The sequence below is a fragment of the Mucilaginibacter endophyticus genome (assembly GCF_003351025.1).
GTDB classification, from domain to species: Bacteria; Bacteroidota; Bacteroidia; order Sphingobacteriales; family Sphingobacteriaceae; genus Mucilaginibacter; species Mucilaginibacter endophyticus.
This window is the reverse complement of record NZ_QPCG01000003.1, coordinates 506386-529667: the sequence shown is the minus strand read 5'-3', so window position 1 is coordinate 529667 and position 23282 is coordinate 506386. Positions and strand designations below refer to the sequence as shown.

The following is a 23282-nucleotide window of genomic DNA, read 5'->3' as shown; positions in this document are numbered from 1 at the left end:
GATTCCTGCCTTCCTTGCTCTTAGACGCTAATAACAATACTGATGCAAAATCATCCTGTATATACAGATAACGATCCGCAAAGCGAGCTATCGACCCTGAATCTGGGCCCAACGCACCCGGCCACCCATGGTGTGTTTCAAAACGTGCTCCAACTTGATGGCGAACGTATCGTTAGCGGTGTATCAACCATTGGTTATATTCACCGCGCATTTGAAAAAATTGCCGAACACAGGCCATTTTACCAGATCACTCCACTAACCGACCGTTTAAATTATTGCTCTTCGCCTATTAATAATATGGGCTGGCACATGACGGTTGAAAAGCTTTTAAATATTCAGACTCCTAAACGTGTTGATTACCTGCGCGTAATTGTAATGGAGCTTGCCCGTATTGCCGATCACATTATCTGTAACGGTGTATTGGGTGTAGATACCGGCGCTTTTACTGGCTTCCTGTACATGATGGAGCACCGTGAGGCTATTTATGAAATATACGAGGAAGTTTGCGGTTCACGTCTTACCACCAATATTGGTCGTATAGGCGGATTTGAGCGTAACTTCAACAGTCGTGCTTTTGATAAACTCCGCGCGTTTTTAAAGAACTTCCCTAAAACTCTTAAAGAGTTTGAAAGCCTGTTTAACCGTAACAGGATCTTCGTTGACCGTACCCGTGATGTTGCTGCTGTATCTGCAGAAACAGCTTTGAGCTACAGCTGGACCGGCCCGCTTTTGCGTGCTGCAGGTGTAGATTACGACGTAAGGGCCATGAACCCATATTCATCATATGAGGACTTTGATTTTGAAGTACCGGTAGGTGATAATGGCGATGTTTACAGTCGCTTTTTGGTTCGTAACGAAGAGATGTGGCAAAGCTTAAGAATTATTGAGCAGGCATTAGCCAAACTTGATAAAGAACCAAGCGATATTTTCCACGCTGATGTACCTGAGTTTTACCTGCCTCCGAAAGAGGAAGTTTATAACAACATGGAAGCCTTGATCTATCACTTTAAAATTGTGATGGGCGAAATTCCAACCCCAACTACCGAGGTTTATCATTCGGTTGAGGGTGCTAACGGCGAACTTGGTTTTTACTTGGTAAATGACGGTGGCCGTTCGCCATACCGTTTGCATTTCCGCAGGCCAAGCTTCATCAATTACCAGATGTATGCGCCAATGAGCCGTGGTATGTTATTATCAGATGCTATTATTAACATGAGTAGTTTAAACGTTATAGCCGGAGAGTTAGATGCTTAGAGTTGACGAAGCTCAGGAACCGGTTGAATTTTCGCCGGAACTGATCACCAAATTTGATGAAATAGTTAGCCGTTATCCGCAGGGAAAACAAAAATCGGGCTTATTGCCAATCCTTCACCTGGTACAGGCGGAGTTTGGTTGGGTAAGCGCGCCTGCAATGGATAAAGTTGCCGAATATTTAAGCATCCTGCCTATTGAGGTGTATGAGGTTGCTACGTTTTATACCATGTACTTTTTACGCCCGCAGGGCAAGTACGTACTGGAAGTTTGCCGTACAAGCGGCTGCTGCCTGGTAGGTGCCGAAAAGATCATGGATCATATTGAAGAAACCCTTGGCGTAAAAGAAGGTGAAGTTACTCCCGACGGCTTATTTAGCTGGAGAGGGGTGGAGTGCCTTGCTGCCTGTGGTTTTGGCCCTGTATTACAAATTGGCCCTGAGTATACTTTTTATGAAAACCTGACCAACGAGTCGGTAGATAAATTGATCAGTGATTTAAAGGCGAAAGCTAAGAACTAAGCTATGGGACGGAAATTACTTTTAGAACATATAAACGTACCCGGCATCAATACATTTGATGTTTACCGCTCAAAAGGTGGCTATGCTTCTGTTGAGAAAGCATTAAAAACCATGTCGCCCGAGGCGATTGTTGAAGAGGTTAAGAAATCGGGCTTACGTGGCCGCGGTGGTGCAGGCTTCCCTACAGGTATGAAGTGGAGTTTTTTGGCTAAACCCGAAGGCGTAGCACGTTACCTGGTTTGCAACGGTGACGAATCTGAACCCGGTACTTTTAAAGACCGTTATCTGATGACTTACATCCCTCACTTATTAATTGAGGGTATGATTGTATCAAGCTTTGCGCTGGGTGCAAACACATCATATATCTACCTGCGCGGCGAAATGATGCCACAGGTAAGGATCCTGGAAAGAGCTATCGCGGAAGCAAAAGCAAAAGGCTTTTTAGGTAAAAACATATTAGGTACAGGTTACGATCTTGAACTTTACGTTCAACCCGGTGGTGGTGCTTATATCTGCGGTGAGGAAACTGCTTTGCTGGAATCATTGGAAGGTAAACGTGGTAACCCACGCATTAAACCACCATTCCCGGCTATCGCTGGTTTATATGGCTGCCCTACGGTAGTAAACAACGTTGAATCAATTGCTGCTGTTGTACCTATCATTAATGAAGGTGGCGATGAATATGCTAAAATAGGTATCGGTCGTAGTACTGGTACTAAATTGATTTCGGCAGGTGGTAACCTGAAAAAACCAGGAGTTTATGAAATTGAACTCGGTGTCCCTGTTGAAGAATTTATTTATTCGGATGAGTATTGTGGTGGTATTGCCAACGGCAAACGCTTAAAAGCTGTTGTTGCGGGTGGTTCATCAGTGCCGATTTTACCGGCTAACCTGATCCTGAAAACCATTAATAACGAAGCCCGTTTGATGAGCTATGAGTCATTATCAGACGGTGGTTTCGTAAGTGGCACCATGTTGGGTTCGGGTGGTTTCATCGCTTATGATGAGGATGCGTGTATTGTACGTAATACCTGGAATTTTGCCCGTTTTTATCATCATGAAAGCTGCGGACAATGTTCGCCTTGCCGTGAAGGTACCGGCTGGATGGAAAAAGTATTACATCGTTTGGAGTATGGCCATGGCAAAATGAGCGACATGGACCTGCTGGTTGATGTATCAAAGAAAATAGAAGGAAATACCATTTGTCCGCTGGGTGACGCGGCAGCATGGCCGGTGGCCAGCGCTATCCGCCATTTCAGGGATGAATTTGAATGGCACGTAACTAACGCAAGCGAAGCAACTTCAAGAAATTATGGTTTGGCACATTATGCTGATCCGTTGAAAGTTGTTGAGACCGCGTAAAACGCCCCTCTAATCTCTCCGCCAGTTAGCGGAAGACTTTTGAAATGCATATTATCCATATCCCATATTGGGGATCAGGATTTAGAATTTATAAACGACGTTATTATTAAATGTCAATGAAAGTAACAATAGACGGAATAACCGTTGATGTAGAACCCGGAACAAGCATCCTGAATGCCGCAAGGCAGATAGGTGGCGATATTGTTCCGCCTGCAATGTGCTATTACTCTAAGCTGCAGGGCAGCGGCGGTAAATGCCGTACCTGTTTGGTTAAGGTTACCAAAGGATCAGAAAAAGATCCGCGCCCTATGCCTAAGCTGGTGGCTTCTTGCCGTACCGGTGTTATGGATGGTATGGAGGTACAAAATATTACTTCGCCAGAGGTTGTTGAAGCCCGTAAAGGCGTGGTAGAAATGCTGCTGATCAATCACCCGCTTGATTGTCCTGTGTGCGACCAGGCCGGCGAATGTCATCTTCAGGATCTTGGCTTTGAACACGGCGCCGCTAAAACCCGTTACGAGTTTGACCGCCGTACATTTGAAAAGATCGATATCGGTGATAAGATCCAGCTACACATGACCCGTTGCATCCTTTGCTACCGTTGTGTGTTCACTGCCGATCAGATCACTAACACCCGTTTACATGGTATCCTGAACAGGGGCGATCATTCAGAAATATCTACCTACATCAGCAAAGCTGTTGATAACGATTTTTCTGGCAACGTGATTGATGTTTGCCCGGTAGGCGCTTTAACTGATAAAACCTTCCGCTTTAAAAACCGTGTATGGTTTACCAAACCGGTTGAAGCACACCGCGATTGCGATAAATGCTGTGGTAAAGTTACCTTATGGTACAAAGGCGAAGACGTGATCAGGGTAACGGGCCGTAAAGATGTTTATGGCGAGGTTGAAGAGTTTATCTGCAACACCTGTCGTTTTGATAAAAAGAAAACTGCCGATTGGGTAATTGAAGGTCCGCGTAAGGTATCTCATCAATCAGTGATCAGTGCTAACCATTACGAGTTTACGCCACTGCCGGTTGTTAAAACCAACCCGGTATTGATGGAGGCTAATAAAGAACAATTTGAAAGGGAGACCCGCTTATAATGGAAACTACCGATTTAATATTCAGGATCGTACTGATCGTTGTGATTTTCGCTATCAGCCTGGTTGTAGCTATGTACTCAACTTATGCTGAGCGTAAGGTTGCCGCATTTTTCCAGGATAGGATAGGCCCTAACCGCGCCGGCCCGTGGGGTATTTTACAACCCCTTGCCGATGGTGGTAAAATGTTTTTAAAAGAAGAGATCATCCCGACCAATGCAACCGGTTTCCTGTTCATTGTGGGCCCTTCATTAGCTATTTTAACTGCTTGTATTGGTTCTGCTGTTATTCCATGGGGATCAGCTATTGCTATCGGCGGTCATACATTTGATCTGCAGGTTACCGATATCAACGTGGGTGTACTATATATTTTTGGTGTAGTATCATTAGGTGTTTACGGTATCATGATAGGTGGCTGGGCATCAAACAATAAATACTCCTTGTTGGGTGCTATCCGTGCTGCTTCGCAAAACATCAGCTACGAGATTTCGATGGGCTTATCTATCATCGCCCTGCTGATGCTTACCGGTACTTTAAGCCTTAAAGAAATTGCCGAGCAACAACATGGTTTTGCCTGGAACGTTTGGAGACAGCCACTTGGCTTCATACTGTTCCTGGTGTGTGCTTTTGCCGAAACCAACCGTTCACCGTTCGACTTACCTGAGTGCGAAACCGAACTTGTAGGTGGTTATCACACCGAGTACTCATCAATGAAATTAGGTTTTTACCTGTTTGCCGAATATATCAACATGTTCATTTCATCGGCAGTAATGGCTACCCTTTACTGGGGTGGTTATAACTACCCAGGCATGGATTGGGTTGCCGCGCACGTGGGCCCAACCATCGGTCCGCTGATTGGTGTTGTGGTGTTATTTGGTAAGATATTCTTCTCTATCTTCTTCTTCATGTGGGTACGTTGGACAATCCCGCGTTTCCGTTATGACCAGTTGATGGATTTGGGTTGGAAAATATTAATTCCATTGGCTATTGCCAACATCGTGCTTACAGGCGTGATTAGTACATTACTTAAATAGATTGGAGTTTTAAAAAAATGGAATCATTAAGCAATAAACGAAAAGCACTGGAAGTTAAGCCCCTCAATTTTTTAGAGCGTGCTTACCTGCCGGCTATTGTAGGCGGTTTATCCACTACAATGAAACACTTTTTCAAAAAGCCGGTAACCATCAGCTATCCTGAAGAGAAGCGTGAATTTTCGGAAAACTTCCGTGGCATGCACTCTTTGAAGCGCGATGAAGACGGTAAAGAGCGTTGCACAGCTTGCGGCCTTTGCGCATTATCATGCCCAGCCGAAGCTATTACCATGACAGCTGCTGAGCGTCAGAAAGGTGAAGAGCACTTGTACCGCGAGGAGAAATACGCCGCGGTTTATGAAATCAACATGTTGCGTTGCATTTTCTGCGGTTTGTGCGAAGAGGCCTGCCCTAAAGAAGCTATTTATCTTGACGGTGATATTGTACCTTCTGACTATTTAAGGAAGGATTTTATTTACGGTAAAGACAAATTAGTAGAAGCACCCTTAAATCAATAAAGAAGTTTTATACCTTTGCCCTACCTAAAGGGTAAAGGTATTTTGTAAATAAAAACATGAGTACATTTTACTTCATCGCATTTTTGTCCATATTCTTTTCGATATTGGTAATCTCGGCCAAAAATCCGGTACATAGTATCCTTTATCTGATCCTTACCTTTTTTACTTTCACCATCCACTACATTTTGCTTAACGCTCAATTTTTGGCGATTGTAAATTTCATTGTATACATGGGCGCTATATTGGTATTGTTCCTGTATACGCTGATGCTGATCAACCTTAACAAGGAGTCGGAACCTGTAAAACCATTTATGGTTAAAGTAGCAGGTGTTTTTGGTGGTGGCATATTAGCTGTAGCTGTAGCCTCATCGCTTAAACTGATTGGAGCATCAAACCCTGTATTGTTACAAAACCCCGATCTGGGCCTTGTAAAAAACTTAGGTAAAGTATTGTTCAACGAATTTTTATTGCCATTTGAAGTGTCATCGGTACTGTTGCTATCGGCAATGGTAGGCGCGGTATTATTGGCCACTAAAGAAAAGGAACCTAAAGCAGCATAATGGAAAGTTTAACAAATACTATGCACGCCGTGCCGCTTAATCATTACATATTATTAAGCACCATCATTTTTGCTATAGGCGTAATGGGCGTATTAATCCGCCGTAATGCTATCGTGATCTTCATGTCGGTTGAGCTGATGCTTAACTCGGTTAACTTGCTGCTTACCGCGTTTTCGGTATACAGGGGTGATGCTACCGGACAAGTGTTCGTGTTTTTTATCATGGCGCTGGCCGCTGCCGAAGTTGCGGTGGGCTTAGCTATCATCGTGATGATTTACCGTAACACCAACTCAATTGATATCAACGTACTGAACAGGTTAAAGTGGTAGATCTGTGATTTCGGATTTCGGAGTTTCGATTTCGGATTTGATAAGTTCTAATAAATATTAAAAGCGTCATTGCGAGGTACGAAGCAATCCCCAACTATACAGAGATGTTCGGAAGGGGGGCTTAATCCTGGTAATGATGGATCTGATAATTTAAAACGTATAACGTAACACGTAAAACGTACAACATCGAACATGGATAAATATATCTGGCTTATTCCTATATTACCGTTAGCCGGTTTTGTTATAAACGGACTTGGCCGTAATTCATTATCAAAAAGTGTAATTGGCTTTATTGGCAGTTTACTGGTACTGGTATCATTTGGTTTAAGTCTTGCCGCTTTCTTCCAGGTAAAATCAACTGGTGTACCCATCAACGTTAACTACTTTACTTGGTTTGCGGTTGGTGCATTAAAATTCCCTTTCGCATTCCTGATAGATCAGTTAAGTGCTATCATGCTGCTGATCATTACGGGCGTTGGTTTCCTGATCCACCTGTATTCTATCGGTTATATGCATGATGACGAAGGTTTCGGAAAGTTTTTCGCTTACCTGAACCTGTTCGTTTTCTTCATGCTATTGCTGGTTTTAGGCTCAAACTACCTCATTATGTTTATTGGATGGGAGGGTGTAGGTTTATGCTCATACCTGCTTATCGGTTTCTGGTTCACAAACCCGGATTATGCGGATGCCGCTAAGAAAGCGTTTGTAATGAACCGTATTGGTGACCTTGGCTTTTTATTAGGGATCTTCACTATAATTTACGTTTTCGGTAGCATCCAGTTCGCGGAGGTCTTTCCAAAGGTGGCTACTATGAAATCAGGCGCTACTCCGTTATTGTTTATTACCATATTGTTATTTATCGGTGCCTGCGGTAAATCAGCGCAGTTACCATTGTTTACCTGGTTACCAGACGCGATGGCCGGCCCGACCCCCGTTTCGGCCCTGATCCACGCAGCTACCATGGTTACAGCTGGTATCTATATGATTGCCCGTTCAAATATCTTATATACTTTATCACCTTTTACCATGGAGCTGATAGCTTATATAGGTTTAGCAACGGCACTTATCGCGGCACTCATCGCGTTAACGCAAACAGATATAAAAAAGGTATTGGCTTATTCAACTGTATCTCAATTGGGGTACATGTTTTTAGGTTTGGGTGTTGGTGCTTATACCGGTGCTTTCTTCCACGTGTTAACTCACGCTTTCTTTAAAGCTTTATTGTTCCTTGGTGCTGGTTCTGTGATCCATGCGATGAGCGGCGAGCAGGATATGCGTAAAATGGGTGCTTTAAAAGGAAAGATCAAAACCACCTTCACCACCATGATGATTGGTACAGTAGCCATCGCAGGTATCCCTCCGTTTGCAGGCTTCTTTTCAAAAGATGAGATCTTAGCACATGCTTATGCGCATAGCCCTATATTTTGGGCTGTAGGTGTATTAACCGCTATGTTAACCTCGTTCTATATGTTCAGGATGATGTACCTTACATTTTACGGAAAATTCCGCGGTACACATGAGCAGGAGCACCACTTGCATGAGTCGCCTCCAACAATGACTATTCCGCTTATCGTATTAGCCATCCTTTCAATTTTGGGCGGTTTTATAGGCGTGCCGGAAGTATTACACGGACATCATGAACTGGCACATTTCCTTGAGCCTGTTTTCCATAAATCAAACGAGATTTTAGGCGAGCATCATTTGTCTGAATCACTTGAGTATGCGTTAATGGCTACTTCGGTAGTGTTGGCTTTCGCTGCCATGGCCTATGCATACATGAAATATGCCAAAAATGGCAGTGTACCTGTTGCGGATACAGAAGAGCGCCCTGCACTCACAAGCCTTTCATACCATAAGTTTTACCTGGATGAGCTTTATGACCTGATAGTTCGTAAACCGCTTGATTGGCTTTCAACCTTCTTCTATAATGTGATAGACAAATTAGGTATTGATGGTTTAGTGAACGGGATAGGTAAAGGAACAATTGAAACCAGTAAAGGTCTGCGTTTGCTGCAAACCGGTAATGTGGGTTTCTACATATTCATCATGGTACTGGGAATTATTGCGGTACTTCTGTATAGCGTATTTGGATTAACTAAAATATAAACGATAAGCGTTTAGCAACATAAAAATGACCGTTAGTATATTACTTTTTTTGCCAATAGTTGCCGCTGTTATAACTGCCCTGCTTAAAAATGGGATAGCAAAACATGCAGCATTATTTTTCTCTGTTGCCCAACTGGTAATAGCGCTTATATTTTTAAGCAAATTTGTTCCGGATGCATCAACTCAGTTTGTTATTGATGTGCCATGGATCAGCAGTTATGGAATTTACTTTAGTGCCGGGATCGACGGCATCAGCATGGTACTGGTTTTACTAACCACAGTACTTGTGCCTTTAATTATTTTAACAACCTATCAGCATCAATATAAAAATGAAGGCGCTTTTTATGGCCTTATTTTATTTATGCAGGCAGGCATGTTGGTTGTGTTTACCGCCCTCGACGGATTTTTATTTTACGTTGGATGGGAAGCCGCGTTAATCCCGATCTACTTTATATGTGCTCTTTGGGGAGGTGAAAACCGTATTCGTATCACTATCAAGTTTTTCATCTACACCTTCGCGGGGTCACTGTTTATGCTGGTTGGTATTATCTACCTGTACCTGCAATCACCTGATAAAACTTTTGATATCCACAATTTCTATAAAATGACTTTGGATGTTAAACACCAGAGCTGGATATTCTGGGCATTTTTCCTGGCCTTTGCTATCAAAATGCCTTTGTTCCCCTTCCACACCTGGCAGCCGGATACTTATACCGAAGCTCCATCAGGCGGTACCATGATGTTATCAGGTATCATGCTTAAAATGGGCATTTACGGTGTTATCCGCTGGATGATCCCAAATGCTCCGCTTGGGTTCTTTAATTTCCAGGTGTTAGCTATTGTCCTTGGAGTTATAGGGGTAGTATATGCTTCAATCATTGCCTTTAAGCAAAAAGACGGTAAGCGCCTTGTTGCTTATTCATCAATAGGTCACGTTGGCTTAATTGCTGCTGGCATTTTTGCATGGAACATTGCCGGCGTTCAAGGCGCCATGATCCAGATGCTGAACCACGGTATCAATGTTGTTGGTATGTTCTTTATCTGGGATATCATTAGCCGCAGGTTAAATACCCGCGAGATTGACCAGCTTGGCGGTATTGCTAAGGTGGCCCCGAGATTTGCAATCGGTTTTCTGATTATACTGCTGGGTACAGTAGGCTTACCGCTTACCAATGGTTTTATTGGCGAATTTCTTTTATTAAAAGGAGTGTTTGATTTTGGTGCACATCATTATGGTGGCATTGCACTTGGCGCGGTAGCGGGTTTAACAATTATTTTTGGAGCGGTTTATATGTTACGCATGTACAAAAATGTGATGCAAGGCGAAACCAACCCACTTACAGCAACTTTTGCTGATGTTAGCGGTACCGAGAAATTTACCCTGTGTTTAATTTGTGTACTTGTAATTGCATTAGGTATTTATCCTCAGCCTATTCTGCATATATCTGAGGCTGCGGTAACGCAACTGGTAAACCAGATAGGTTCAAAGTTTACAATGTAGGTTTAAGATTTTAAAGAAAAGAATGAATACTATAATCATCATATCTGTTTTACCTATAGTGCTTCTGTATTTAGGGTTATATAAAGCGCAAAAGGCTTTGCTTCCGGTTACCGTTATAGGCTTACTGGCTGCTTTAGCTTGCGCAATTTGCCAATGGACTGCAAAAGACATGGCCGCGCCGATTTATACCGGCATGCTGTTGTTCAATAATTTTTCTGTTGTATTTTCAAGTGTTACCATCGTATCAACTATACTGATCCTGTTATTATCAAAAGGTTACTTTGAACGCATTAGCAGACATACTGCCGAGTATTACGCTATTATCCTGTTTTCATTAGCAGGTATCATCGTAATGGTATCTTTCAATAACCTGGTGATGCTGTTTATCGGTATTGAGATCATGTCGGTTAGTTTATACATCCTGGCAGGTATCAAGAAGAGTGATTTCGCATCAAATGAGGCTGCTTTAAAATACTTCCTGATGGGTGCTTTTTCAACCGGCTTCCTGTTGTTTGGTATGGCGCTGTTATACGGATCATCTGGTTCGTTCAATATGGATGCTATCAGGGAATATGTGGTTAACCATCCTCATATCGACCCGATGTTCTATACAGGTATAGCGCTTTTAATTGTAGGTTTATGCTTTAAAGTAGGCGCTGCTCCATTCCATTTCTGGACTCCGGACGTATATGAAGGGGCGCCAACATTGATCACTGCATTCATGTCTACAGTGGTTAAAACTGCAGGCTTCGCGGCATTCCTGCGTTTGTTCTCTGCCTGCTTCCAGCCATTATCAGATTTCTGGACACCAATATTACTGGTAATTACCATTATCACTTTATTTATTGGTAATATCACCGCGCTGTATCAGCAAAGCTTTAAGAGAATGCTTGCGTTTTCAAGTATCTCACATGCAGGCTACCTGTTATTTGCAATAGTATCATTAGGTGCTGCTTCAGGTAACTCGGTATTCGTATATGCTACGGCTTACTCAATTGCTTCAATTATAGCATTTGGTGGTTTGATATTAGTACAGCAACAAGGCGGAAGCGATAACTTTGAAAGCTTTAACGGACTTGGCAAAAGGAACCCTTTCCTGGCATTTGTGTTAACAGTTGCCATGTTGTCATTGGCAGGTATCCCGCTTACTGCAGGGTTTATTGGTAAGTTCTTCATGTTTTCGGGAGCGGTAAGCCGTTACCATATAGGTTTGGTTATTATAGCCGTAATTAATGCTATCATTAGTATTTTCTACTATTTCAGGGTTATTATAGCGATGTATTTCCGTGCCGACGAACGCGCCGAACTTACAGTGCCGGTTTACTACAAAGTTGTATTCGCGCTATCAGCCCTGGCTACAATTCTTATAGGTGTTTATCCCGATCTTATAGCCCGTTTCATATAATCAGTAATGATAACTGCAAATTGATATAATATTTGTAGTTTTACAGATATAGTGAATGGAAAGTTTTTGGGAATACCTTCAAAATTTAACTGACGCTCAATCCATAATAAGCAGGGGTGGTTTTTATCTCTTGCTTATTGTTGTTTTTGCTGAAACCGGTTTATTTTTCGGTTTCTTTTTGCCCGGCGACTACCTGCTGTTTATGGCCGGTTTATTATGCGCGGCGGGTAAGGTTGATGTATCTATAACCACACTGGTACTATCGTTAATAGGGGCCGGGGTATTAGGAAATTTTACCGGTTATTGGTTTGGCTACCGAACGGGGCCGGTGTTATTCAATAAAAACGACTCGCTCTTTTTCAAGAAGCGCTACGTAGTGTTAGCGAGCGAATTTTACAACAAGCATGGGGGGATGGCGCTTATTTTAGGGAGATTTTTCCCTATAGTTAGGACATTTGCTCCTATATTTGCAGGAGTGGTTAAGGTTGATATCAGGAAATTTTCGATCTATAACCTTATCGGCAGCGTAACCTGGGTGTGCGTATTTACTTTAAGTGGTTTTTTTTTAGGGCGAAGGTTCCCGCAATTGAAAGATTATTTGCAATATATCATACTTGGATTAATTGTAGTTACAACAATTCCGCTGATTATTGCTTATCTTAAGAAGAAATTTACCGAGAAGAGCGAATAAACTGATTAGTTAATAATTTTATATAATAAAAAATAAATGAGTACTCAACATCCTTGGCACCAGGTTTCACCAGGTGATAATATTCCTGAAGTTGTAAATGCTATCATTGAAATCCCTAAAGGTTCAAAAGCAAAATATGAAATTGACAAGGAATCGGGTTTGTTAAAGCTTGATCGTGTGTTGTTTTCATCTGTAATGTATCCTGCTAATTATGGCTTTATCCCTCAAACTTATTGCGACGATAAAGACCCTTTGGATATCCTTGTACTTTGCTCAATTGACGTTTTCCCAATGTCAATCATCGAGGCTAAAGTGGTAGGTGTAATGCACATGGTTGATAACGGCGAGCAGGACGATAAGATTATTGCGGTTGCTAAGAACGATATGTCGGTAAATTACATCAATGATTTAAATGAGCTGCCTCCGCACGCTATGACTGAGATTGTTCGCTTTTTTAAAGATTACAAAAAATTGGAAGGTAAAAACGTAACTATCGAGCATCTGTTAGGCGTACGTTATGCCCACAAAGTGATTAACGAAAGTTTGGAGCTGTACAAATCGACGTTCCCTGTTTATCAATCATAAAAAATAAATGGACCCCGCACATTACGAGATTAGTTTATTTTACATTTTCGCTACCATATTTTTGGTTTTACTCAATGGCTTCTTTGTAGCCGCGGAGTTTGCCATGGTGAGGGTTCGGGGTTCGCAAATTGAAATTAAGGCCAAAGGCGGCAGCGGCGTAGCCAAAGTTGCCCGGGGCATACTGCATAATTTAGATGGTTACCTGGCTGCCACGCAGCTGGGTATTACCATTGCTTCACTGGCCCTTGGTGTGGTGGGTGAAGAGGTTGCCACTAACCTTGTTATCCGCGCCTTCCTGGGTGTAGGTATAACCCTTTCTCCAGGTTATATTACTGCCAGTCACATCTTAGCTTTCAGTTTTATTACCATTATGCATATTGTTTTTGGTGAGCTTGCGCCTAAATCGTTAGCTATCCAAAAATCGGTACGTACAGTAATGGCTGTTTCATTACCGCTAAGGTTCTTCTTTGTGGTTTTCAGGCCATTTATATGGGTGCTGAATAACTTTGCCAATTTCATTCTGAAACTGTTAGGTATAAGCGCTGTTGAGGGCGGAGAAACACACCACAGTTCTGAAGAGTTGCAATACCTGTTGGAGCAGGGTAAAGAAACCGGTGCGCTTGATTCAAATGAACACGAACTGATTCAGAATGTGTTTGATTTTAATGAGCGTGTGGTGAAGAATATCATGGTGCCCCGTACCAAGATATCTGGGGTGGATATCGCTTCAACAAAAGAAGAGTTATTGGATATGATTATCGATGAGGGATACTCGCGTATGCCCGTTTACGATGATGTAATAGACAAGATCATTGGTATTGTACACGCCAAAGATATTTTGCCGCTACTGGCCCGTAATGAGGAGATTGTTCTGAAAGACATTATCCGCAAGCCATACTTCATCCCCGAAACCAAAAAGATCAATGATCTGATGGCCGAGCTGCAGCAGAAACGCATTCAGATAGCCATTGTGCTTGATGAATTTGGTGGCACTGCCGGTATGGTAACCCTGGAGGATATTGTTGAAGAGCTTGTTGGTGAGATCCAGGATGAGTATGACGAGGAAAAGCCTATTGTTGAAAAGGTAAATGAACGTGAGTTTATAGTTAACGCCCTTGCATCTATTTACGATGTGAACGAGCACCTTCCGCATGATTTGCCTGAGGATGGCGATTTTGATACCGTATCCGGCTGGCTTGGCGATATCTTCGGGAAGATCCCGGATGTTGGCGAGCAAAAGGAATCTAACGGATATAACATCACTGTATTAAAAAAATCCGACCAAAATATCGAATCAGTTAAACTCGAATTACTGATAAATGAAGAAGATGCAGTAGATTTACATTAATCTGCTTACCGTAATGCAACTTTTTTATACACCTGATATCGATGCCTCGCATCCCCAATACTTTCTGAGCGAAGAAGAAAGCAAACACGCCATACGTGTGCTGCGCCTTGAAGTGGGCAATGAGGTGCAGTTAATTGACGGCCGCGGAGGCCTTTATACTGCTCAAATTCATGATGCGCATCCTAAGCGAACCATTCTTAAAATAACATCGGTAAGCACCGAATTTGAAAAACGGAACCATTACCTTCATATAGCGGTTGCGCCAACCAAAAATATCGAACGCCTGGAGTGGTTTTTGGAGAAAGCCACAGAAATAGGTATCGATGAGGTATCGTTGATCATCGCCCAGCGATCGGAACGTAAGGAAGCCAAGGTTGAGCGTTTAAATAAGATTGTTACCGCTGCAATCAAACAATCCCTTAAGGCATACCATCCTGTATTAAATGAACCGGTTACGTTAAACCAGTTGCTTGATAAGCCTTTTGATGGTCAAAAGTTTATTGCTCACTGCGAGCCCGGTGAAAAGCTTAACCTGAAAGATGAAATAGTGCTTCAGGGACGTTATTTAATACTGATAGGTCCGGAAGGGGACTTTGCCCCGGCAGAGATAGAGAAGGCTTTGCACAATGGGTTTAAACCAATATCTTTAGGTACAAGCCGCCTGCGTACAGAAACTGCCGCGCTGGAAGCCTGTTTTGAAGTGAATTTTTTAAACAGGATATGAAAAGGATAAAGGTAGCATTGGTTGTTGTATTTGCAGCTATAGCGATGAGCAGCTTTAATGCGCCTGCTTATAAAATTGCCCGGCTTAAATACAGTGGTGGCGGTGATTGGTACGGCGACCGCACAGCGTTACCTAACCTGATTAAATTTTGCAATGAAAACCTCAAGACTAACTTTGATGATGATGACGAAGTAGTGGAGGTAGGCAGCGCTTCGTTATTTAATTATCCTTTTACTTTTATGACAGGGCACGGCAATGTGATCTTCTCCGATCAGGAAGCCCGTAACCTGCGTAAATACCTCACCGGTGGCGGCTTTTTGCATATCGATGATAATTATGGTCTTGACCAATATATCCGCCCGCAAATGAAAAAGGTATTTCCCGAACTTGATTTTGTGGAGTTGCCGGTAAACCATCCTATTTATCATCAAAAATATGACTTCCCCAATGGCCTGCCCAAAATTCATGAGCATGACGGTAAACGCGCGCAGGGATTCGGTTTGATATACAAAGGCAGGCTGGTTTGTTTTTACACATATGAGTGCGATTTAGGCAATGGTTGGGAAGATTATGGTACTTATGCCGGCGATACCCAGGAAGCCCGCCAGAAAGCCTTAAAAATGGGCGCAAATTTAATTCAATATATCTTCACCCAATAGCCGCCGGTTTTACCCGCGGCTTTCCATCCGACATTTTTTTTCCTGTACTGTCAATTAAGGGTTGAGTTTGCCCATTGCACCGCCATTGATAAAATTTATATGCTTAGTTTTATACCAACGCCGACGCAATTTAGTTATCGGCTGTGTAGCAAACTGTCCCTTTTACAGATCGAATATTAATGGCTGTTAATGGGTTAATCCGTGTGTTGTTGTAATTTCTTGATAGTTAATCTTAACAGAAGGGAAAATATTAATAAAATAAAGGTTAATCGTTTTACCTCGGTTGATTTTGGTAAGAATAATTTGAAATAAGGGATTTGAATATCGCTAATACCAGCGAAGCAAAGATTGTAATCACAAGATTTGTTGTAAATGTTATTGTAAATGAGTGGTTTGTGTTGTGATATTGCATTGGCTGCTTTGCATCTGCCCGAATGGAAATTAAGGGCTTCATTAATTACCGGAAGAGGACACAACTAAAAAACATATTGATAAACCGCTGAAAATCGAGCCGATAAAAGAAAGGTGGTAATGTGTTTTTATTTGATTGTCATGGTTTTAAATGTGCGATAATAACATTTTTGTAAAGAACGCAACGTGATTTTGAGGTATTTGTTGTTTCTACACATTTTTTTTACGAACTTACTTTCTTAATTAACAATATTAACTTTTATGAAGAAACATTTACTAACAATCCTGTTGTTATGTACTTGTATTACCCTTGGTTTTGCTCAAAATAGGGTTATTACAGGTAAAGTAACAGATCAGAAGGACGGCTCGCCCTTACCTGGGGTAAGCGTAACCGTAAAAGGTGTTACGGGGGTGGGCACCCAAACCGATATTAACGGTAGCTACAAGCTTAGCGTGCCGGCAACTGCTAAAATTTTGACTTTTAGTTTTTTAGGATATCTGCCTAAGGAAGTAGCTATAGCCGGAACAACGGTTGATGCGCAATTAGGTACCGATTCGAAGCTGCTTAATGAGGTTGTTGTTGTGGGATATGGTACACAAAGCAAACGTTCATTAACAGGATCCGTTTCAAAAATTAAAGGTGGCGATATAGAAAATATTCCTGTACCAAGTCTTGAATCGGCTATACAAGGCCGTAGTCCGGGTGTATATATCCAGGCTCAAAACGGTAAGTTAGGGCAGGGCATCCAGGTTCGTATCCGTGGTGCGTCTTCTGTATCCGCGGGTAATCAACCATTGTATGTAATAGATGGTATGCCCATTACGGTCGATGACTTTTCAACCAACGGTGCATCAACCAACCCATTGGTTGATTTGAACCAAAATGATATCGAATCTATCGACATCTTAAAAGATGCATCCGCGGCAGCTATTTACGGTTCAAGAGCTTCAAACGGTGTAGTTTTGGTTACTACCAAAAAGGGTAAAGCAGGTTCAACAAAAATCACTTATAATCAATACTACGGTTTTAGCAAACCAACGGGCGAGCGTAAATTTTTAGATGCGCAGCAGTATGTTACTTTATTAAGAGAAGCAGGTACTGCAGGCGGTTATTCATCAGCAACCATTGAAGGCAGGCTGCTACGTTATTCGGCTGGTAATGATGATTATAAAACTTATAAAGTAAATACCGATTGGCAAAAGCAAATCATTCAGCATGCCCCGGTACAAAATTATAATCTTGTTTTTTCGGGAGGTACAGAAAAGACCAAGTTTTATATCTCGGGCACGTATAACGATCAAAAAGGCTGGATCCTTAAAAACCAGATTAACCAATATAGCTTACGTACTAATATCGAAAACCAGGCTAACAGTTGGTTAACTATAGGGGCCAACCTGAGTGTTTCACGTACTCAAAACCATCGTTTGGATAACGACAACGCGTTTTCGACCCCCGAGCAAATTGTGGCCCTGGCGCCAATAACCCCTGTTATCGATCCACGTACAGGTTTATTAAGCGGCGCGCTTGACCCTGCCACGGGTAATCCTAATGGTAACTTTCCAACTTATTTTAACCCTTTGCTGAACTCAGAAAGCAGCTATTTTATCACTACTGATTACCGCAACCTTGGTAACGTTTTTGGCGAGATAAAATTAATGCCGTCGTTAACCTTTCGGTCAGAAGTTGGTATGGACATCTTAAACTCTACTGAAGATAATTATGCCGGAAGTTTAACCCTGCGTAACTCGGGTACAGGAAATGGTGTGGGTTTTAATTCATCGGTTACATCGCTGAATTTTAACACCAATAACTTCTTACACTTCCTTAAAGACATTGATAAAAGTAATATCGATGCGGTAGGTGGTATGACCTATCAAAGACAGCAGAACGATCTTAACTCCATCAACGGTCAGCAGTTCCCTTCAGATGCTTACAAAAAGTTGAACAGTGCGGCTGATATTACCGGCGCTGCATCAAATTCAACAAGCTACTCACTGCTTTCATATTTTGCCAGAGCCAACTATAAATATGATGATAAATACCTTTTAACATTAAGCGGCCGTATCGACGGTTCGTCAAGGTTTGGTGCTAATCACCGTTACGGTTTCTTCCCGGCAGGTTCGGTTGGTTGGGTATTGTCTCAGGAGGAATTTATGAAAAACCAAAAGCTGGTATCTGAACTGAAATTGCGGGCCAGCTATGGTTTAACAGGTAACTCTGAGATTGGAAATTTTCCTTCGCGTGGTTTATTTTCAGCATTTGGTTATGCCGGTGTAGCCGGTGCAAGGCCAACACAATTACCAAATCCTAATTTGAAATGGGAAACAACGGCTACCACCAACCTTGGTGTGGATGTGGGCTTTTTTAATGGTCGTTTATCTGGTTCATTTGAGGTATACCTGAAAAAAACCAAAGACCTTTTATTAAACGTACAGGTGCCTGCTACTTCTGGCTTTACAACAATAACTCAAAACCTGGGTAAACTGCAAAATAAAGGGTTGGAAATACAAATCGACTCTAAAAACCTTGTTGGTAAGGTTACATGGTCAACAAGCTTTAACTTTTCTATTAACCGTAATAAGATCACCGACCTTAAAGGACAGATCCTGCTTGGCGGCGGCGATCAGGTTAACCGCGCTATTGAAGGCCAGCCGCTTGGTATTTTTTATACTGCTGAGTTTGCCGGTGCTGATCCTAAAAATGGTGATGCACTTTATTATAAGAACACCGATCTCGGAAATGGAAAAAGAGACCGAACCACAACAAATGATTACAACCAGGCCGTACCGGTAGTGGTGGGTGATCCAAATCCTAAATATCTGGCCGGTTTAAATAACTCGGTTTCTTACATGGGTTTTGATTTCAGCTTTTTATTACAACAGGTTCACGGAAATAAGATCTATAATGGTGGTGGTCAGTACATGTCAACTGGTTTCAGCAATGGTTTTGATAACCAAACCATTGATCAGCTTCAATCCTGGACAAAAGCCGGGCAAATTACCAATGTACCTGAAGCCAGGTTGTTTGGCGGTAATGGTATAAGCCCAAGTTCAAGATTTTTAGATGACGGATCATACATTCGTCTGAAAAATGTTGTTTTGGGGTATAATTTTCCTAAATCATGGGTTAGTAAAATCAAGCTGTCGAGCGTGAGGGTTTATGCTCAGGCAACCAACTTAATTACATGGACAAAATATAAAGGTTGGGACCCAGAGTTAAACTCAGATGCATTTTCGGGCAACATTACACAAGGTTATGACTTTTATGCTGCTCCGCAGGCTAAAACAATAACTTTTGGATTAAACGTAGGATTTTAATTTAAGCTGACAGAGATGAAAAAAACTAAATATACAATCATAGCATTAAGTTCGTTACTGGTGTTATATAGTACCGGTTGCCAAAAGCAACTGGATATAAAGCCAAAAGATACTGTTGAGCAGGATCAGGCCATTAAAACATCAAAAGATGTTCAGGGTGTGTTAATAGGGGCTTATACGGCAGCCGGCCTCAGGGGCTTATACGGAGGCAGGGTAATGTCAACCAACGATTTTTTGGCCGATGATGGTGACTTCTCCTATTTTGGTACCTTTTCTGAATATACCGAGCTTTCAAATAAAACCATCACCATTAATAATTTCTTTGTTGAAGGGGTATGGGATGCAGGTTTCAACACCATTAACGTATGTAACAACGTTTTGGCTAATCTGAATCTGGTTGATGCTGCTAATAAAGACAGAGTTGAAGGTGAAGCTAAATTTTTGCGCGGTCTTGCCTATTTTGATCTGGCCCGTTGTTTTGGCAAAGCCTGGAACGATGGAACACCAACATCAAACCTTGCAGTGCCTATAGTTTTAACACCTACAACCAGCGTTGACGGTATTCAGCGTGTGTCACGCAGTACGGTAGCGCAAGTTTATACACAGGCTATTGCTGACCTTAAGGTTGCTGAAGAAAAGCTTAACAGCGATCCCAGCCCGGCATCAAGAACTCCTTATGCGGATTCTTTTGCAGCATCGGCCATACTTGCGCGTATCTACCTTACCCAGGAAAACTTTGCAGATGCGGAAACGGAAGCGACAAAAATCATAAGCTCGGGAGCCTTTTCATTAGTGAGTGATTTTGGCAGCGAATTTCAGCACCCTACGCAGCCAACCCGTGTGTTTAACAGCACCGAAGATATTTTTGCGATCCAGATTTCTAACCAATCAGGGTTTAATGCTTTGAACGAAGTTTTCGCGAGCGCCGATTTTGGAGGCCGTGGCGAAACCGTAATCAATGATCAGCATTTTGCGAGATATGAGGCTGGTGATAAAAGGGCAGAAGAGTTTTATAATGATGGTTCTGATAATTTTACATCTAAGTTCAATAACCTTTTTGGCAACGTTATCGTTGTGCGCCTGGCCGAAATTTACCTGATAAGGGCCGAAGCACGCATCAGAAAATCCGCGCCGGATTTAACGGGTGCTGCACAGGATATTAATATTGTAAGAAACAGGGCAAAATTGGCTAATACAACCGCCAATACCGCTGCCGCCTTATTTACCGTTCTTAAACACGAACGCCGCGTAGAGCTTGCATTTGAGGGCTTCAGATTATGGGATTTGAAACGTTATAAAGAAACAACAGAAACAACTGATGAAGATGGAAACGTAGCGGCATCATTTCCGTGGAATTCGCCCAAGTTGATATTCCCGATCCCTAAACGTGAACGTGATGCTAACCCTAACTTAGCACAAAACGAAGGTTACCAATAGTAGTAAACTATTGATAAGTATATATCCCGGTGATGATTCGTCACCGGGATTTTTTATTGAAAACTAAAAGCAATTAAAAATGGCACACCATGGAAGATGAACAAATACTCGCTTTACTCAATGCTCACTGGCAGGCATCAGCAGCCGGAGATATCAACGCGGAACATGATATTTATGACGACGATGTAATCTGTGATTACCCCCAATCGGGCGAGCGGATTTTTGGACGGACTAATTTGCAGGCTTTACGAGAGCATCATCCCGGTAAGCCGTCCGGCTTTCGTGTAAGGCGAATTCTCGGGAGCGGGGATACCTGGGTTAGCGAATATACCATTAACTATCAGCAGAAGCCGGCATACACGGTAAGTATCATGGAGTTTCGTGACGCGAAGGTGATACATGAAACACAATATTTTGCCGATCCTTTTGAAGCTCCTGCATGGCGAAGCCAGTGGGTTGAGCCCATTGACGGATAACGTATTGCAGTGCAGCAATGTGCTTGAAGTAATGAATAGGCTATAAAACAAACAAGGCCTCTCATTTCTGAAAAGGCCTTGCATGTATTATGTTTTAAAAATTACCTTGCTTTAAAAGGTTTTGCCTTTTTTACCGGATAATGAGGTTTACCATTAGGGTTAATTTCAGGGGCACCTACCAGGGTCATCGCGCAACGGAAACCAACTTCGGCGCTTGATTCGTCCTGATCCATGAAACGGCGGGTAGCTGGGTTTAACCAGTAGGCCATATCGTTCCATGAGCCACCTTTGTACACTTTAGAGTGGTCGTTAACCAGGGTGGTTGTACCGTAAAGGGCTTTGTTAACTTCATCCTTATCACCCCTTGCATCAGGGTTGTAAGCTTTACCAGAGTTTTTAGGCAACAATGAATCAACCGGAAGTGAACCTGTTTGCGTAGTTGCAAGCGGCGCGTTTGGATTAGCACTTTGCGCAGCTGTAGTTTGCTGTTGTAAGGCCAAAAGCTCGCTATATTTCAATTTTTTATTAGCATGTGCAGGATCCTTGATCGGCTTGCCATATTTATCTTTAGCATAAAGGCCTTTGCTTGGATCTGAAAGACGCTTGTTTGTAAACTCGTTACCGCGGAAAGGGTTAAAGTCTTCAAATTCTTCAAATGATGTTTGACGATAGGTATCGGCAACCCATTCATTAACGTTACCTGCCATGTTATACAAACCAAAATCGTTTGGAGCGTATGAACGCACTGGAGCGGTAATGTCGGCCTTATCATTCAGGTAACCACCAACACCGGCGTTGTCACCGCTACCGCGTTTAAAGTTAGCCATGATTAAGCCACGGGTTTTGCTTTTTGCCGAACGTACGCCCATACCATTCCAGGTATACATTTTGCCGTCGTCGATATTTTCAAATTGGGTGTTACCTGCAAGTGCTAATGCGGCGTATTCCCATTCAGCTTCTGAAGGCAAGCGGTAAGCTTGTTTCAGGATACCATCTTCCATACGTACCGGCCTAACGGCTTTGCCGCCTTTACCTGTACCGGCCTGGGCGTTAGGGCTCAGGTTAGGCATCATTTTTTTACCATCAACACCTGCACCTGTCATCTGACCGTTCAAATATATATCGGTATTGAAAGGCTGGCCATTAACTGCAGCACCGGCATCGCCGCCACCGCCTTTTTTGCCCTGATCTTTCCATGCTACCAGTTTACCGGTTTCACGTAAAATGTTTTCGTTTGTACGGTCGGTACGCCATGCGCAATATGCTTGTGCCTGATCCCAGGTTACGCCTACAACAGGATAATCCTGAAAGGCTGGGTGACGCAGGTAGTTATCTACATAAGGCTCATTATATGATAGCGGATGACGCCAAACCAACGTATCAGGTGTTGCATTGTAATATAATTCGCGGTCCTGAGGAAAAGTAATATTAATCCAGTGCAGGTAATCAAGCCAATCCTGGTTTGATACTTCTGTTTCGTCCATATAAAAAGATGGTACGGTAACCCTGCGGCGTACATTGTTATAATCGTAAGTAATGTCCTGATCTGCGCTACCACCCATAACAAAGGTTCCACCCTCAATAGGCACCAATCCCGGGCCCGGAGAAGGATGACTTTGCCTGAAACGCTCGTAACCGCCGTTATTTTTATCGTTATAAGTTATCCCCGTTTTTTGCGATTGCTCACGTTTACTGCAGCTGCTAAGCACGGCCCCTAAAGCCAACAATCCCAAAGCAGTTTTAGTAAAAAGTATTTTCATATTTTTACAGTTCTAATGTGTGGTAAATTTATAAAAAAATGGATACGTTGCTTACGCTCGTAAATCATTATTTATAAATAAATAGTACAGTTATCAGGGGTTTTAACGAAAAATTGATGAAATTAGTTGCGTTGATTTGAATTTTTGATTTAACTTTCAACAAATAGGATGTAACATAAAACAGGCA

General features: G+C 42.4%; 20 protein-coding genes. 19 read left to right on the top strand and 1 reads right to left on the bottom strand.

Annotated elements, in window-relative coordinates; all coding sequences use genetic code 11:
* Positions 1 to 42: 42 nt before the first annotated feature.
* From DUL71_RS15435 to DUL71_RS15345, 19 genes are all read left to right on the top strand, one after another.
* The gene (locus DUL71_RS15435; protein ID WP_208644902.1) at positions 43 to 1254 is read left to right on the top strand and encodes an NADH-quinone oxidoreductase subunit D; all 1212 of its coding nucleotides are present in this window, start codon (positions 43 to 45) and stop codon (positions 1252 to 1254) included.
* A complete protein-coding gene (locus tag DUL71_RS15430) occupies positions 1247 to 1771 on the top strand; it encodes an NADH-quinone oxidoreductase subunit NuoE family protein (RefSeq protein WP_112575915.1) in 525 nt (174 codons plus the stop codon). The genes DUL71_RS15435 and DUL71_RS15430 overlap by 8 nt, the downstream gene beginning before the upstream one ends.
* A gap of 3 nt (positions 1772 to 1774) precedes the next feature.
* Positions 1775 to 3133 (top strand): NADH-quinone oxidoreductase subunit NuoF, encoded by a 1359-nt coding sequence (nuoF, locus tag DUL71_RS15425; RefSeq protein ID WP_112575916.1) that lies wholly within the window; start codon positions 1775 to 1777, stop codon positions 3131 to 3133.
* Between the two features lie 116 nt (positions 3134 to 3249).
* On the top strand, positions 3250 to 4239 hold the full coding sequence (locus tag DUL71_RS15420; RefSeq protein WP_394339788.1) for an NADH-quinone oxidoreductase subunit G: 990 nt from the start codon (positions 3250 to 3252) through the stop codon (positions 4237 to 4239).
* A complete protein-coding gene (gene nuoH / locus DUL71_RS15415) occupies positions 4239 to 5270 on the top strand; it encodes an NADH-quinone oxidoreductase subunit NuoH (protein ID WP_114938940.1) in 1032 nt (343 codons plus the stop codon). Before DUL71_RS15420 ends, nuoH begins: the two co-directional genes overlap by 1 nt.
* Before the next feature lie 17 nt (positions 5271 to 5287).
* The gene (locus DUL71_RS15410) at positions 5288 to 5785 is read left to right on the top strand and encodes a NuoI/complex I 23 kDa subunit family protein (RefSeq protein WP_114938939.1); all 498 of its coding nucleotides are present in this window, start codon (positions 5288 to 5290) and stop codon (positions 5783 to 5785) included.
* 56 nt (positions 5786 to 5841) lie between these two features.
* Positions 5842 to 6345: an NADH-quinone oxidoreductase subunit J family protein gene (locus tag DUL71_RS15405; protein ID WP_112575920.1), complete on the top strand. Its 504-nt coding sequence runs from the start codon at positions 5842 to 5844 to the stop codon at positions 6343 to 6345.
* Positions 6345 to 6674: an NADH-quinone oxidoreductase subunit NuoK gene (nuoK, locus tag DUL71_RS15400; protein ID WP_090533902.1), complete on the top strand. Its 330-nt coding sequence runs from the start codon at positions 6345 to 6347 to the stop codon at positions 6672 to 6674. Before DUL71_RS15405 ends, nuoK begins: the two co-directional genes overlap by 1 nt.
* A 192-nt stretch (positions 6675 to 6866) precedes the next feature.
* On the top strand, positions 6867 to 8780 hold the full coding sequence (nuoL, locus tag DUL71_RS15395; RefSeq protein WP_114938938.1) for an NADH-quinone oxidoreductase subunit L: 1914 nt from the start codon (positions 6867 to 6869) through the stop codon (positions 8778 to 8780).
* A 25-nt stretch (positions 8781 to 8805) separates the two neighbouring features.
* Complete coding sequence (locus tag DUL71_RS15390; protein ID WP_114938937.1) at positions 8806 to 10281, top strand: complex I subunit 4 family protein; 1476 nt, start codon at positions 8806 to 8808, stop codon at positions 10279 to 10281.
* Positions 10282 to 10303: 22 nt separating this feature from the next.
* Positions 10304 to 11686 carry an NADH-quinone oxidoreductase subunit N gene (locus DUL71_RS15385; RefSeq protein WP_114938936.1) on the top strand — a complete coding sequence of 461 codons (1383 nt, stop codon included), beginning with the start codon at positions 10304 to 10306 and terminating at the stop codon, positions 11684 to 11686.
* Between the two features lie 55 nt (positions 11687 to 11741).
* The gene (locus DUL71_RS15380) at positions 11742 to 12377 is read left to right on the top strand and encodes a DedA family protein (RefSeq protein ID WP_114938935.1); all 636 of its coding nucleotides are present in this window, start codon (positions 11742 to 11744) and stop codon (positions 12375 to 12377) included.
* 36 nt (positions 12378 to 12413) lie between these two features.
* A complete protein-coding gene (locus tag DUL71_RS15375) occupies positions 12414 to 12962 on the top strand; it encodes an inorganic diphosphatase (protein WP_112575925.1) in 549 nt (182 codons plus the stop codon).
* A gap of 7 nt (positions 12963 to 12969) precedes the next feature.
* Positions 12970 to 14310 carry a hemolysin family protein gene (locus DUL71_RS15370; RefSeq protein WP_112575926.1) on the top strand — a complete coding sequence of 447 codons (1341 nt, stop codon included), beginning with the start codon at positions 12970 to 12972 and terminating at the stop codon, positions 14308 to 14310.
* Between the two features lie 13 nt (positions 14311 to 14323).
* Positions 14324 to 15034, top strand: a complete 711-nt coding sequence (locus tag DUL71_RS15365; protein ID WP_114938934.1) for a 16S rRNA (uracil(1498)-N(3))-methyltransferase — start codon at positions 14324 to 14326, stop codon at positions 15032 to 15034.
* Entirely contained in the window at positions 15031 to 15693 is a 663-nt protein-coding gene (locus tag DUL71_RS15360) for a DUF4159 domain-containing protein (protein WP_244228770.1), read from the top strand. Before DUL71_RS15365 ends, DUL71_RS15360 begins: the two co-directional genes overlap by 4 nt.
* A gap of 672 nt (positions 15694 to 16365) precedes the next feature.
* Positions 16366 to 19422: a SusC/RagA family TonB-linked outer membrane protein gene (locus DUL71_RS15355; RefSeq protein WP_114938933.1), complete on the top strand. Its 3057-nt coding sequence runs from the start codon at positions 16366 to 16368 to the stop codon at positions 19420 to 19422.
* A 15-nt stretch (positions 19423 to 19437) separates the two neighbouring features.
* A complete protein-coding gene (locus DUL71_RS15350; protein ID WP_114938932.1) occupies positions 19438 to 20859 on the top strand; it encodes a RagB/SusD family nutrient uptake outer membrane protein in 1422 nt (473 codons plus the stop codon).
* An 89-nt stretch (positions 20860 to 20948) separates the two neighbouring features.
* On the top strand, positions 20949 to 21335 hold the full coding sequence (locus tag DUL71_RS15345; protein ID WP_114938931.1) for a nuclear transport factor 2 family protein: 387 nt from the start codon (positions 20949 to 20951) through the stop codon (positions 21333 to 21335).
* A gap of 101 nt (positions 21336 to 21436) precedes the next feature.
* On the opposite strand, the gene DUL71_RS15340 is transcribed toward DUL71_RS15345, so the two are convergent.
* On the bottom strand, positions 21437 to 23095 hold the full coding sequence (locus DUL71_RS15340) for an SUMF1/EgtB/PvdO family nonheme iron enzyme (protein WP_114938930.1): 1659 nt from the start codon (positions 23093 to 23095) through the stop codon (positions 21437 to 21439).
* Positions 23096 to 23282 lie beyond the last annotated feature (187 nt).

Coding starts and splice junctions, on each gene's coding strand:
- DUL71_RS15345 (WP_114938931.1), top strand. CDS start 20,949: ATGGAAGATGAACAAATACTCGCTTTACTCAATGCTCACTGGCAGGCA.
- nuoF (WP_112575916.1), top strand. CDS start 1,775: ATGGGACGGAAATTACTTTTAGAACATATAAACGTACCCGGCATCAAT.
- DUL71_RS15365 (WP_114938934.1), top strand. CDS start 14,324: ATGCAACTTTTTTATACACCTGATATCGATGCCTCGCATCCCCAATAC.
- DUL71_RS15380 (WP_114938935.1), top strand. CDS start 11,742: ATGGAAAGTTTTTGGGAATACCTTCAAAATTTAACTGACGCTCAATCC.
- DUL71_RS15435 (WP_208644902.1), top strand. CDS start 43: ATGCAAAATCATCCTGTATATACAGATAACGATCCGCAAAGCGAGCTA.
- DUL71_RS15350 (WP_114938932.1), top strand. CDS start 19,438: ATGAAAAAAACTAAATATACAATCATAGCATTAAGTTCGTTACTGGTG.
- DUL71_RS15340 (WP_114938930.1), bottom strand. CDS start 23,095: ATGAAAATACTTTTTACTAAAACTGCTTTGGGATTGTTGGCTTTAGGG.
- DUL71_RS15430 (WP_112575915.1), top strand. CDS start 1,247: ATGCTTAGAGTTGACGAAGCTCAGGAACCGGTTGAATTTTCGCCGGAA.
- nuoH (WP_114938940.1), top strand. CDS start 4,239: ATGGAAACTACCGATTTAATATTCAGGATCGTACTGATCGTTGTGATT.
- nuoK (WP_090533902.1), top strand. CDS start 6,345: ATGGAAAGTTTAACAAATACTATGCACGCCGTGCCGCTTAATCATTAC.
- DUL71_RS15370 (WP_112575926.1), top strand. CDS start 12,970: ATGGACCCCGCACATTACGAGATTAGTTTATTTTACATTTTCGCTACC.
- DUL71_RS15360 (WP_244228770.1), top strand. CDS start 15,031: ATGAAAAGGATAAAGGTAGCATTGGTTGTTGTATTTGCAGCTATAGCG.
- DUL71_RS15385 (WP_114938936.1), top strand. CDS start 10,304: ATGAATACTATAATCATCATATCTGTTTTACCTATAGTGCTTCTGTAT.
- nuoL (WP_114938938.1), top strand. CDS start 6,867: ATGGATAAATATATCTGGCTTATTCCTATATTACCGTTAGCCGGTTTT.
- DUL71_RS15355 (WP_114938933.1), top strand. CDS start 16,366: ATGAAGAAACATTTACTAACAATCCTGTTGTTATGTACTTGTATTACC.
- DUL71_RS15390 (WP_114938937.1), top strand. CDS start 8,806: ATGACCGTTAGTATATTACTTTTTTTGCCAATAGTTGCCGCTGTTATA.
- DUL71_RS15420 (WP_394339788.1), top strand. CDS start 3,250: ATGAAAGTAACAATAGACGGAATAACCGTTGATGTAGAACCCGGAACA.
- DUL71_RS15405 (WP_112575920.1), top strand. CDS start 5,842: ATGAGTACATTTTACTTCATCGCATTTTTGTCCATATTCTTTTCGATA.
- DUL71_RS15410 (WP_114938939.1), top strand. CDS start 5,288: ATGGAATCATTAAGCAATAAACGAAAAGCACTGGAAGTTAAGCCCCTC.
- DUL71_RS15375 (WP_112575925.1), top strand. CDS start 12,414: ATGAGTACTCAACATCCTTGGCACCAGGTTTCACCAGGTGATAATATT.